Here is an 11,643-nt window from a genome sequence, read left to right as displayed (position 1 = left end):
GAAGAAGTGGTCTCGTTCAAAAATAACTGTTTCAAGCTTTTAGATACACCTGCTTTAACCTCAAATTTTTAAAAATTATTCTTTTGAGGGTTGTTAAAGTGCGCCTAAAATCTGATTTTTTTAGAAAATTAATTGCAATTATTCATCACTTCCTCTTGACTTAAAACCACATGTCTTTAGTAGCAGAAATTTAATTTGTATTAAAACCCTGGTTCCATGAACGTTACATTTTTTTGACTAATAGTAGTCTTAAAAGAAATTGTAGCGTGCATTACTGACGCAGACAAAAGATATGGTTATAACTTTATTAGCTCCACTAGCAATTCACCCACTGAAAGGTTCACAGCACGTGATAGCGAGTTCAAAAATTTAGTTATTAACACAAAAACTGCAGCATTGTGAGGAGTAAAGATCCCACTAATGTTGCAGCTTTGAGTTTAAAATTTATTTCTATAAATCTCTGCCGTAAGTTCGTCAAAGTAACGTCCGAGCTAGGAATCTTTGCAGTTAATCTCCCATGAAATCATGCAAACCATCCGTCCCTATTCAGTGACAGACAGCTTGATCAAGCCATACTAACTTGTCCTAATTATGAGTATCATTTGAAGTAGAGCCTTATTATTTAACTCTCAGCCTATAGTTAAAAGCAAAAAATTGCTGAGCTTCTCCCAACTTAAGAGCTGTCTCAGCATTTTTTTTGCTTTTAACTTAAATTATTATGAAATAATTCAGCATGGCTGCCTAATCGAACTAGACGGATCACTGGATTAGTTTTATGGGGCATATAAATCACTAGCACAGCTACTTTTCCATCTAGTAAGTGAAATTCATAGTTTCCGGTAAAGTTTCCACCCCGATTTATAAGAGCATGCGGTTGGTATGCTTGATCGACGACACCATATAGTTGCAGTTGTTCTAGATCCTGCATTAAATCATTGATCAACTCTGGGTGTACTCGTTTCAAACGGCGGTAATCTTCTTTGAATTGAGGCTCGGGTTTTAGCTTATACATACTAGTTTTCCAAAAAATTATTGAGGTCTTTTGTGTTATCAAATTCAGGGACGTTATCTGGAATAATCCCTAGTTCCCTTGCCTCTGCTGCGACTAAAGCACGTCTTGTTTCCTCTGTCGGCTCATCTGTTTCAGTTAAAATTTCAAAAGGAATTTTCTTTTGAATGATCAGTTGCCTAGCTGCCATGTTAAAGTAAGCATTAATACTTAGACCTGCTGCATTTAATTCTTTTGTTAGTTTTTCTTTTAGCTCATCATCAAGCCGAATAGTTGTTGCACTTGTTGCCATATTGATCCCGCCTTTCCTATTTCGACATCATTATAACATACAACTGGCATCAAAATTACTGATTTGATTTCTGCCCATTATCTTTTACCTGTGAATACAAAAACCGCATCATAGTGAGCAGCAAATTTCTCACTATGATGCGGTTTCTAATTTTATAGCCTTGTTATCGGTTTATTTGCCACTTTCCTGTAAATGCCGGTAAACTGCACCGATCATTCCAGCGTCATTGCCGAGTTTAGCGGCTGCGATCGGCGGCAATTCCAAGTCGCGCACGCTGGCATGTTCTGCTTGCAATTCACGGTAGGCAGCTTCCAGGCCGGAACGAAAGGCTGGGTTGACGGAGATCCCGCCGCCAATAACGACGGCTGCCGGGTCGAAGCTGACGACCAAGTTTAAGATCCCTTGAGCCAGTTTGCGGAAATAATGCTCTAAGACTGACTGAGCGACTGGTTCTCCAGCCTCAGCACGAGTAAAGATCTCACGGGCATCGTTTAAGTCTGTTTGGGCTTTGAGGTTATAGACCCGCAAAAGCCCAATCACGGTCGCACCCTGGAAGTTCAAACTGCCGTCTTCTAGTTCATCGTGGACGTCATCGAGCAGCATCCAGCCGAACTCGCCGCTCCGGGCGTGCGCGCCCCGGTAAATCTGATCGTTGATCACGAGTGCGCCGCCGACTCCTGTGCCTAAAACTAGGCTCAGGTAGTTATGGACATCCTGGGCAGCGCCTAACCACTGTTCAGCGATGGCAGCGGCATTGGCGTCGTTTTCGATCGTGGCTGGGAGGCTTGTCCGAGCTTCCAGTTCCTCTTTCAAATTAACACCGTAGAGGCAGCGGACTGCCCCCGCCGTCGTTAACATGCCGTTTGCTTCCACGACTCCTGGCATCGAGACCCCGATCCCAGCCAGCTCCGGCTCGTCAGCTTGGTATTGCTTAACGATCGTGGCCAGGTCATTTAAGACCTTTTCTTTGTCCGTGGCAGTCGGTAAGCTCGCTTGCGCTAAGATCTGCCCAGCAGCGGTGACTAGGCCGTATTTGATCGAAGTTCCGCCGATATCAATTCCTACATATTTTTTCACAGCATACACATCTCCTGTTTGATAAGCTGGTATTTAAAGCTCGGCTCCGTTGCTTGCGATTACGTTTTTATACCAGAAGAACGAATCTTTGCGGTAACGGTCAAATGTACCATGACCGTGGTCGTCTGAGTCAACGTAGATAAAGCCGTAACGCTTGGACATTTCGCCGGTCCCATGCGCGACTAAGTCGATGCAGCCCCATGGGGTATAGCCTAAGAGCTTTACGCCGTCATCTAAGACCGCGCGTTTCATCTGGATAATGTGGTCTTGCATGTATTTGATCCGGTAATCATCGTGGACCTGGTGGTCTTCTGTTAGCTGGTCGTAAGCTCCCATGCCGTTTTCAACGATGAAGAGCGGCAGGTGGTAGCGGTCAGTGAACCAGTTTAAGGCGTAACGCAAACCAACTGGGTCGATCTGCCAACCCCATTCAGTCGTTTTGACATAGGGGTTATCCACGAGGTCGCGATTTTCGTTGAAGTCTGCTTGACCCTGGTATTTTGTCGCAAAGGACATATAGTAGCTAAAGCCGATGTAATCGACTGTGCCGGCCTGGAGCTGCTTCAAGTCAGCCGCGGTGATATCGAGGTCAAAGCCTTTTTTGGCAAAGAAGTGCTTCATCCAACGTGGGTAAAAACCGTTGGCGTGCACATCAGCGAACCAGTAGCGTGTCTGCATGGCGCGTTGGGCAAACAGGATATCTTCCGGTTTAGCAGTCAACGGATAGATCGGGCACATGGCAATCATGGCGCCGACCTGCATTTCAGGGTCGATCTGATGACCGATTTGGACTGCTTGCGCCGAAGCAACCAGCTCATAATGGGCGGCTTGGTACATCAGTTTTTCCCGGTCTTCGCCAGCTTCTGGTACGATCCCGGAATTGGTGTATAAGTGGCCGGAGACCTCGAAGTTAGTCTGGTTGTTGATCTCATTGAAGGTCATCCAGTATTTGACCTTGTTGTGGTAACGTTTGAAGCAGACTTCGGCAAAACGAGCGAAGAATTCGATCAAACGCCGGTCCCGCCAGCCGCCGTACTCTTGAACCAAGTGCAACGGCAATTCGAAGTGTGAAAGTGTCACGATGGGTTCGATCCCATATTTGAGACACTCATCGAAGACATCATCGTAAAATTTCAGACCGGCTTCGTTTGGTTCAAGTTCGTCGCCTTGCGGAAAGATCCGTGGCCACGAGATTGAAGTCCGAAAGCACTTAAAGCCCATTTCAGCTAAAAGCTTGATGTCTTCTGGGTAGCGATGGTAAAAATCGCTGGCCACATGTTCCGGGTAATACTCGCTGGCTTCGATCGTTTCAGTGATCTTGCGCGGGTGGTCCTTATCGCCTAAGGTAAACAGGTCGGTGATCGCAAGGCCTTTGCCGCCTTCCTGGTAAGCACCTTCTATCTGGTGCGCTGCCACGGCACCGCCCCACAAGAAATCAGCGGGGAATTCTCTTTTATCTTCTGCCATTTTCTCTATCTCCTTAATGATTGTTGATTATTCGAGCTGGCCTTCTTTAGCGGCCACTTTGTTAGCTGCCATGACGAATGGCATGTAAATTAGGACTGAGATGGCTAAGCACAAGAAACCAATGATCAGTGCCAGCCAGTTGCCGCCAGTTCCTAAAAACGGCATCAACGGTCCTGGTGTGGTCCAGGTCATGCCTAGAGCCGGGGTCGGGATCAATTTCAAAATGTTAGTGACCAAGTAGCCGACCCAGATGTTAACGACTGGTGTCAGCACGAATGGGACAGCCAGCAGCGGGTTCAAGACGATCGGAAGCCCGAACATCAATGGTTCGTTAATGTTGAATAAACCTGGAACAAGACCTAATTTGGCCACGGTCCGGTAATCTTTACGCTTGGAGACCCAGAAGATCGCAATGATCAAACCAAGGGTCGCCCCGGAACCGCCCATGTTGGCGAAAGTGTCATTCATGTTGCCCCAAGTTACAGGGTAAGGTACATCCCAGATACTGCCGTGATTATTGATGAACTGCTGATTGGAAAGATCAGCTTCGGTAAAGATCACGGAACGCAGGGCGTTCAATGTATTAGGTCCATGGATCCCGACTAGCCAGAGCAGGTTTTGGACGATGGCCAACAGAGAAACGCTCCAGATGTTGACACCGATGTTGCGCAATGGAGTCTGGATCGTGTCGTAGATGATCTGGTTGATCCCATTTGGTGCGACTAATGATAACAAATGATTCAAGATCGCTGCCAGCATGATCACGATCACGATCGGGATCAGTCCGTTAAAGGAACGGGCCACTGCCGGTGGAACCATTTCTGGCATCTTGATCTGCAGCTTTTTAATGCTGAATAATTTGGGCAAAAACTCGCCGACAAGCATCCCGATAAACATGGCTACGAACAGCCCCTGTGCACCCAAGAAAGTTTTGGGCAAATAGTTGATGCCGTCCTTGACGATCGGCGGGTTGTACAAGATCATGAAGACTGCGATCGAAGTCATCCCAGTTAACATCTGGTCAGCCTTAAAGTGGCGGGCCAGCTCAGCTGCGACCATGTAGGCGATGAAGATCGATAAAATATCCATTGTCCCGTTGGTCACGGAGTTCAGCCAACCTTGCATGTCTTCAAGGTGCGGGAAAAACTTGGGTAAAAACAAGATCTTGGCGACAAAGCCATCCTTTGAGAACAGCAGGCTATTGATCAAGATCACCAGCGAAGCCGACATTGTGATCGGGAAGGTGAACATGAAAGAGTCGCGCACCGCAGCGATATGGCGCTGTTCGTTGAGTTTGGTTGCAAACGGTACGATGCGTTTTTCCATAAACGCATTGTAGGCATCCATTTTGGACATATGAATCACTCCTATAAAATAATAAGTGCTAAGTACACTTTTATCATATAAAAGCGATTCCATTGGCACAAGACCAGTTTTGACTTTAGGTACACGTTCCTTGAACCAGGCTGATTTTCCACGGCTGGAACACAGTGTTCCATCAATTGGCTAAAGCCAGTCGGCGGGCAAATGAAAGTAGCTGTTCGATCAGGTACATGGCTGGGACCTGGGTGGTCAGATCATAATATTTCTCGACGCGTTTCTGTTCAGTTGAATAGCTCAGCACGTAACGGGACATCAAGGCAACAGGACTGGTTGGATCAGCAGTGACTGCGACTAAAGTGACGTCTTCGTTGGTGACAAAATTATTCAGCATTTCGATCAGTTCGGTCGTTTTGCCGGAAACAGTAAAGGTCACCAGCAGGTTATTGCTGGTATTTTTCAGCTGAGTGACTAGTGGATAAAACGGATCTTTGACACAAAACGAATTGAAGCCGACAGCAGCAGTCTGGCGGGCAGCGTATTCGGCTAAAGCCGCAGATGAGCCCATGCCGCAGTAAATGATACTGTCGGCTTGCTGCAGGCGATCGGCCACGAGCTCTAATTTGGCATAGATATCCGGGGGGAAGTTATCCGCGGTAATGAAGCCGAGCTGGTGATTATTCGCCTGAACAGTCTGGTGCTCCGTTTGAAAGGAAAGCTTGAATTCAGGGAAGCTGTTATAGCCGAGTTTATGGATAAAACGCATCACCGACGAGTTGGAAACGTGGGCCTCTTGCGCAATGTCACGCACGCGCAGGTAGGGCACCGTTTCGACATTGGCGGTCATGAAACGGTAAATATCCAAGTCGACTTCCGACAACCGGTCAAAGTCCTTAAAGCCAAAAAAAGCCATCTTTGCTCCTCCTCTATCTCAAATGCAACCACTTCCAAAAACATTATAACATGTCAGTACCAATTAAAATCATCGGAAACAATTTTTACGAAATTTCTTTGGGGGGTGCTGGACTTGTATCCAGATGAGAAGGATGTGGATACAAGTCAGGCGAAGTAGTATCCAGATGAGACGAATGTGGATACAAGTCTGACGAAGTAGTATCCAGATGAGACGAATGTGGATACAAGCCAGGCGAAGTAGTATCCAGATGAGACGGATGTGGATACAAGTCAGGCGAAGTAGTATCCAGATGAGACGGATGTGGATACAAGTCAGGCAAAGTAGTATCCAGATGACCAGGATGTGGATACAAGTCAAGCAAAGTAGTAACCAGGAAAGGAGGTCGTGGATACAAGTCAAGCAGAGGCGAGTCACATCCAGCTGACAAAGATGTGGGGGTACATCGCCCAAAGTAACCTCCAGATGAACAAGATGTGGAGGTACATCAGCCAAAGTAACCTCCAAAGCAAAAACTTCTCAACAAGGGAGCGACTTATTAATAGCGACAAATAACTAGTGCAGGAGCGGCCGACTATGGGCTCCTGCACTAGTTATTTTTATCTGAGGCGCTCGTGTTTGTCCTTGATCGCTCGTTTGACCTCTGTCAGATATAGCTGGTCAGGTTCCTCATTGATCAAAGATGAGTTGTAAGCCAGCGTATCTTCGACGATTTTGTCGGTATAAGCAGTCAAACTATTCTGAAAACTAACCCGCGGCGCTGTCCTGTCCGGGTAGAGCTGGCGCATCTGGCTGTGGGTCGCACTGATAAAACTGGATGGAAATTCTTTGTTAAGCTGTTCGACTAGCTGACTTTCGATTTCCGCGATGATCAGAGCACTCCGGTAAGTTCGTTCAAATTCCTGGTGGTTGGCGATGATCGTATAGTCTGGGGCGTGTTTTTTACAAAACTGCAGCCCGATCCGATTTTTGCCAAAACAGTGATAGCTGATCAAGTTCGACAGGACGATCCAGCTGGTCGAACTGTGAACATATCCGCCCAGCGGCAGCAAGATCTGTTTGCCGGAAACAAATGGGACTATGTGTCTAGGTGCCTGATCGTGGTAAAGGTCATGCATGATGAAAGCGGGGATCGAGAAGTTACAGGCTTGCCAGCTGATAAACCTCTTGACTAAAGTATTGGTGCTGGCCTTGGTAAAAATAATACCCATTTTTTTATCGAGCAGCAGCGACTGGCAGCGCGGCAAGTTGAGCTTGTGAGTGTCTATGATCATTTTCGTGGAGTTCGTGATAGCTGCGTTGTTGTCTTCATTAGCCTGGGAATACAGCTGCCTGATCCCAGCCGGATCTAAAAGAATACTTCTTTTTTGCATGCAAATTACCTAGATAGCCTATTTAAGCTATTTGTCCCTTTCTAAACGTTTTGTAATCGGTTCCATATAACAGTATATATTATTTTAGATGCTAATATCAATATAATTTGCACAAAAAATCACATTATCCAACCAAGATTTATCTTAATCGGGACAAATTAACCCACTAATAGTACCTTTTTGAAAAGTGAAAAGTTATCTATCTTTAAATTGTTCAAGGCCTTGGATAATTTAAATGAGGAAGTGCTGACATGGATCAAGAAGCTTTAAATTATCTCTTACACAATAATCGAATCAAATTAGTCTATGGGGTGCTCAAGAATTTGCATATCTCACCGACACAGTCCTATTATGCTGACTTAGTATTGGAAGGCGAGCTGCTGTTTCTCAAAGCCTATGCACAATATTGCCAGCAACACGCACAAATCAATGAAAAGCAATTGCTGGGGTATGCCTACCGCAAGATCAAGTGGGGGTTGATGGACGTGCTCCGTAAGGAATGGAAACTAGCGGACCGCTGCCTTAAACCGGCTGCTGACCAGAAAGAAGATGCTTTGAGTCTGCTGGCGGACACACAAGATGCCGAACTCGACTTGGAATACTGGGACCTAGTGCGTGAAATTATCATGATTTGCAGTCCCAATGAACGAAAGTATCTGATCAAACGGCTCTTTTATGGTTACAGCGTAGCTGAGATAGCCGCCCAAGAAGGTGTCTCCCGGCAAACCGTCAACAATTGGAAGCAGCGGCTCGCACAAAAAGCACAGAAATTTTTCGAAGAGGTTTGACAAGTGCCTGGGTCATTTCGTTAGTAGGGGTGTAAGGCGCGCGCATTACCAATACCACACACATTAAAGGAGGGTTTCACCATGAATGAAGCTTGGAAGAAAACTAGTCTGGCAGTTGAGTCGACGAAAGAAGACGGCAAGACCAAAAAGCGGAGTTTCAACAACATCGCTCAGGGAGCAACCGACGAGCAGCTGGTCAGCTTTGGCCAAGTCATTGCGCAACTGACCGGTGAGGCAACTGACCAAGTGACAGTTAATGTCACCAGCGTTTTAGCTTAAAACTAGGGTGGATCAGGGATCGGCCTGATCAGAAAGGAGTATTATGAAAAGTTTAGATTTAGCATTTCGTTCCGCTATTGGCGGCGCTGTGCATCATTTGAAATTAAAGTACGTCAACACGGATCTGGATGCGGATACGGTCAAGGCTGCCATGCAGCAGATCGCGGATGCCGGGATCTTCGTGGATAAGAATGGCGACCAGATCTATGCCAAACCAATTTCCGCCACGTACGAAGATGAACAGGATCAAGTTTTGTTTGACGAAGCTTAATTGAGAAGAAGCCTCGAGCTGGCAAATGCTGGCGCGGGGCTTTTTTGCTGCAAAATGGTATGATAGTGGAAATTAGGCTGGGAGGATGACCCCAAATGAAAAACGATGACCGAATTACGAAATTGAAGTTTGCCCAGGTCTATCCGTTATATCTCCAAAAAGTAGAACGAAAAGAGCGGACCAAGGAAGAATTAGATGAAGTGCTCAAATGGCTGACTGGGTATGATGAGGCAGGTTTACAGGCCCAGCTTGTCAGTGACGCAGATTTAGCGGCGTTCTTTGAGCACACACCACAGATCAATCCCGCTGCGAGTCAGATCAAGGGAGTCATTTGCGGAATTCGAGTGGAAGAAATCACGGATCCCTTAGTGCAGAAGATTCGTTGGATGGACAAGGTCGTGGATGAATTAGCTAAGGGAAAAGCCCTGGAGAAAGTTATGCGACAAGTTGATTGACGATCCAGACAACTAAAGTGTTGAGAAGGTGCAGATATTTGCTTTTTTCAAAGGCCGTCCTGGCTTGACATAAGATGTTTTTTGAGTATTATGAAATTACAAAGATTTGGTCTATTCAAGACATCACAATAGCCCAACCTAGTGCTGATAGGTTGGGCTATTTTTGCACTATGTAAAAATAGCGTGTGAAGTTGACTGGCAGTTGCCATTATTAATTATACGGTAGAAGCCTCAGCTTGCGTATCTGTTTTCAAGTGCTTATTCATTGTGTTTGTCTGATGAGTATTATATGTTGACTATTTGCTAAGTACATTGTACTATTACCTTGTAATCAATGATCATTTGCAGATAGTACCACAATACCCCAACCTATCGGTAGTAGGTTGGGGTATTTTTTTGCACTATGTAAAAATAGCGTGTGGGGCTCGCTTAGTAACCTGGTTAATGCTTATCGTGTCGATCGTGTTGTGCAAGCCAGTGTTTGAACAATTCGACACTAACCCCCAACAATAATCGGGGCGATAATCAAGCTAATGATCATTCGCATTATAGTACCACCCCCTCTCAGGGTAGGTTACCAATAAGATTATACCGCAGGAACTGATGTTTGTGTAATCTTTTTCAAATAAATAAGACTGCACTTGCAGTTGTTTTCCTAGACGTATCTTTTACCACGATTTAAACTGGTGAAAAGAGGGGAGTGGTCTACATGCAGCAACCAAATAAGAAAGCCGAACAGCAGCCCGCGTTAAAGAAAGCAATCGGTGTCTTCGGCGGCAGTAACATTTTGATTGGAATCATGATCGGCTCAGGAATCTTCTACATAGGATCGATCGTCTTGCAGCGTTCGGGCATGTCGATGGGCTGGGCACTTTCAGCCTGGCTGATCGGCGGGCTGGTGACCTTGCTAGGCAGTCTGTGTTTTGCGGAACTGGGTGCGATGAACCCGGCGACTGGCGGAATCTATGTTTACCTATCAGAGGCGTTTTCGCCCGTTGTCGGCTATATGTTTAATTTTCAGAGTATGATCATCGGCGGACCTGGTTCGATCGCCGCGATCGCGATTGCTTTACCTTTGGCGTTCAAATCCTTGTTTCCCATGAGCAATGTCTTGGTCAAAGTGATTGCGATTGCATTGATCATCATTTTCACGCTGGTCAACTACTTTGGCGTCGACACTGGCGAGTGGGTCCAGAACTTTTTCAATGTCGCCAAAATCTTGCCATTGATCTTGATCATCGTGCTTGGGCTTTTCTGGGGCCATTACACGCCGCATTTGGCGGTGCTGAATCAACATGGTTCCGGCAGCGTGGTCGATTATATTCAAATGATTGCTTTTGCGGTGATCGCGACACTGTGGGCTTATGAAGGCTGGACTAATTTGAACACGGTCGCTGGTGAGATGAAGGAGCCGCAAAAGAATTTACCGCGGGCACTGATCCTCTCCGTCGGCTTTACGACGATCGTGTATTTTTTATTTAACTTGGCAATTTATCGCGCATTGCCGTTTAGTCAGATCCAGCACGCATTGACTCACGGTCAGTTGTATCTTGGGACGGCTGTTGCTCAGAGCTTCATGGGCAAATTCGGGACGATCTTGGTCGCTATCACGATGGCGTTAGCGATGATCAGTTCGTTGAATGGGATGATCCTAGCATTTTCGCGTTACTACTATGCCGCGGCTAAGGATCGCCTTTTGTGGAAACAATTTGCCCACATCAATCGGCAATATCAAACTCCTGATTTTAGCTTGTTTATCCAAATGCTGATCTCGATCGCGCTGGTTTTAACCCGTGATTTGGATGAATTAACTTCATTGGTAGTCTTTTCTGGAGCCGTCTTCAACATGTTATCTATTTTGGCAGTGCCGGTAATGCGGCACCGTCAGCCAAACCAACTGCGCCCTTACAAAGTCTGGGCTTATCCGTGGACAGTGATCATTGCTGTGATTGCCTTTCTGGTCATCTTGATCAATAATTTCGTCGATGATCCTTTGACTTCGGTTTTGGGCTTGGTAGTACCGGCTGTTGGGGCAGTGGTTTACTATGGGTTCCGCAGGTTTTATCAAGTGAGGGAATAGTAAGTTGAAGTGAAAGTATCCGTGGTAACCATCATCCTACTTTTTACGTGTGCCTAATGTGTTGACAAGTATCATTTTTTTATGTAAGATGACAGTGTAAATTTAACCAGCAAAATAATCACAATACCCCAACCTATCGTCAGTAGGCTGGGGTATTTTTTTCACTATGTAAGATAGCATGTGAGGTTGGGTGACAACTTAGTTAGCGGTCATCGTGTCGATCATTATTTTCCAACCAGTGTTTAAATAACTCAAGACAAACACCCACGATAATGGGGGCGATGACCAGTGTCAATAATTTAACCAGTAAAATAATCAC

The 11,643-nt window shown here is 45.9% G+C and carries 13 protein-coding genes; 5 read left to right on the top strand and 8 right to left on the bottom strand.

Annotated elements, in window-relative coordinates; translation table 11 throughout:
* Window positions 1-703: 703 nt before the first annotated feature.
* From LFYK43_RS11390 to LFYK43_RS11360, 7 genes are all read right to left on the bottom strand, one after another.
* On the bottom strand, window positions 704-1,012 hold the full coding sequence (locus LFYK43_RS11390; protein WP_124978393.1) for a type II toxin-antitoxin system YafQ family toxin: 309 nt from the start codon (window positions 1,010-1,012) through the stop codon (window positions 704-706).
* A 1-nt stretch (window position 1,013) separates the two neighbouring features.
* Window positions 1,014-1,301 carry a type II toxin-antitoxin system RelB/DinJ family antitoxin gene (locus tag LFYK43_RS11385; protein ID WP_124978391.1) on the bottom strand — a complete coding sequence of 96 codons (288 nt, stop codon included), beginning with the start codon at window positions 1,299-1,301 and terminating at the stop codon, window positions 1,014-1,016.
* A gap of 171 nt (window positions 1,302-1,472) precedes the next feature.
* Entirely contained in the window at window positions 1,473-2,378 is a 906-nt protein-coding gene (locus LFYK43_RS11380) for an ROK family protein (RefSeq protein ID WP_124978389.1), read from the bottom strand.
* 33 nt (window positions 2,379-2,411) lie between these two features.
* Entirely contained in the window at window positions 2,412-3,845 is a 1,434-nt protein-coding gene (locus LFYK43_RS11375; protein ID WP_124978388.1) for a 6-phospho-beta-glucosidase, read from the bottom strand.
* Between the two features lie 27 nt (window positions 3,846-3,872).
* Window positions 3,873-5,192 (bottom strand): PTS sugar transporter subunit IIC, encoded by a 1,320-nt coding sequence (locus LFYK43_RS11370; protein WP_124978397.1) that lies wholly within the window; start codon window positions 5,190-5,192, stop codon window positions 3,873-3,875.
* 151 nt (window positions 5,193-5,343) lie between these two features.
* A complete protein-coding gene (locus tag LFYK43_RS11365) occupies window positions 5,344-6,078 on the bottom strand; it encodes a MurR/RpiR family transcriptional regulator (RefSeq protein ID WP_124978386.1) in 735 nt (244 codons plus the stop codon).
* 599 nt (window positions 6,079-6,677) lie between these two features.
* Window positions 6,678-7,451: a hypothetical protein gene (locus LFYK43_RS11360; RefSeq protein ID WP_124978384.1), complete on the bottom strand. Its 774-nt coding sequence runs from the start codon at window positions 7,449-7,451 to the stop codon at window positions 6,678-6,680.
* A gap of 251 nt (window positions 7,452-7,702) precedes the next feature.
* Here LFYK43_RS11360 and LFYK43_RS11355 point away from each other — a divergent pair, with 251 nt between their 5' ends.
* The 5 genes from LFYK43_RS11355 to LFYK43_RS11335 all read left to right on the top strand — a co-directional run bounded on the left by LFYK43_RS11355 (window position 7,703) and on the right by LFYK43_RS11335 (window position 11,324).
* On the top strand, window positions 7,703-8,239 hold the full coding sequence (locus tag LFYK43_RS11355; RefSeq protein WP_124978382.1) for a sigma-70 family RNA polymerase sigma factor: 537 nt from the start codon (window positions 7,703-7,705) through the stop codon (window positions 8,237-8,239).
* A gap of 81 nt (window positions 8,240-8,320) precedes the next feature.
* A complete protein-coding gene (locus LFYK43_RS11350; protein WP_124978381.1) occupies window positions 8,321-8,518 on the top strand; it encodes a DUF1659 domain-containing protein in 198 nt (65 codons plus the stop codon).
* A 43-nt stretch (window positions 8,519-8,561) separates the two neighbouring features.
* Window positions 8,562-8,789, top strand: a complete 228-nt coding sequence (locus tag LFYK43_RS11345) for a DUF2922 domain-containing protein (RefSeq protein ID WP_124978379.1) — start codon at window positions 8,562-8,564, stop codon at window positions 8,787-8,789.
* Between the two features lie 95 nt (window positions 8,790-8,884).
* Window positions 8,885-9,244: a DUF2200 domain-containing protein gene (locus LFYK43_RS11340; RefSeq protein WP_124978377.1), complete on the top strand. Its 360-nt coding sequence runs from the start codon at window positions 8,885-8,887 to the stop codon at window positions 9,242-9,244.
* A gap of 709 nt (window positions 9,245-9,953) precedes the next feature.
* Complete coding sequence (locus tag LFYK43_RS11335) at window positions 9,954-11,324, top strand: APC family permease (protein ID WP_124978375.1); 1,371 nt, start codon at window positions 9,954-9,956, stop codon at window positions 11,322-11,324.
* Between the two features lie 202 nt (window positions 11,325-11,526).
* Here LFYK43_RS11335 and LFYK43_RS13030 read toward each other — a convergent pair whose 3' ends face one another.
* A complete protein-coding gene (locus LFYK43_RS13030) occupies window positions 11,527-11,643 on the bottom strand; it encodes a type I toxin-antitoxin system Fst family toxin (RefSeq protein ID WP_268227096.1) in 117 nt (38 codons plus the stop codon).

Source organism: Ligilactobacillus salitolerans, from assembly GCF_003864415.1.
Classification (GTDB): Bacteria; Bacillota; Bacilli; order Lactobacillales; family Lactobacillaceae; genus Ligilactobacillus; species Ligilactobacillus salitolerans.
The sequence above is the reverse complement of the archived record's forward strand: the minus strand, read 5'-3'. Positions and strand labels throughout refer to the sequence as shown.

What these genes read in the sequence shown, in the direction of transcription:
- LFYK43_RS11390 (WP_124978393.1), bottom strand. Translation starts at nt 1,012, where the DNA reads ATGTATAAGCTAAAACCCGAGCCTCAATTCAAAGAAGATTACCGCCGT.
- LFYK43_RS11385 (WP_124978391.1), bottom strand. Translation starts at nt 1,301, where the DNA reads ATGGCAACAAGTGCAACAACTATTCGGCTTGATGATGAGCTAAAAGAA.
- LFYK43_RS11375 (WP_124978388.1), bottom strand. Translation starts at nt 3,845, where the DNA reads ATGGCAGAAGATAAAAGAGAATTCCCCGCTGATTTCTTGTGGGGCGGT.
- LFYK43_RS11370 (WP_124978397.1), bottom strand. Translation starts at nt 5,192, where the DNA reads ATGGATGCCTACAATGCGTTTATGGAAAAACGCATCGTACCGTTTGCA.
- LFYK43_RS11365 (WP_124978386.1), bottom strand. Translation starts at nt 6,078, where the DNA reads ATGGCTTTTTTTGGCTTTAAGGACTTTGACCGGTTGTCGGAAGTCGAC.
- LFYK43_RS11360 (WP_124978384.1), bottom strand. Translation starts at nt 7,451, where the DNA reads ATGCAAAAAAGAAGTATTCTTTTAGATCCGGCTGGGATCAGGCAGCTG.
- LFYK43_RS11355 (WP_124978382.1), top strand. Translation starts at nt 7,703, where the DNA reads ATGGATCAAGAAGCTTTAAATTATCTCTTACACAATAATCGAATCAAA.
- LFYK43_RS11350 (WP_124978381.1), top strand. Translation starts at nt 8,321, where the DNA reads ATGAATGAAGCTTGGAAGAAAACTAGTCTGGCAGTTGAGTCGACGAAA.
- LFYK43_RS11345 (WP_124978379.1), top strand. Translation starts at nt 8,562, where the DNA reads ATGAAAAGTTTAGATTTAGCATTTCGTTCCGCTATTGGCGGCGCTGTG.
- LFYK43_RS11340 (WP_124978377.1), top strand. Translation starts at nt 8,885, where the DNA reads ATGAAAAACGATGACCGAATTACGAAATTGAAGTTTGCCCAGGTCTAT.
- LFYK43_RS11335 (WP_124978375.1), top strand. Translation starts at nt 9,954, where the DNA reads ATGCAGCAACCAAATAAGAAAGCCGAACAGCAGCCCGCGTTAAAGAAA.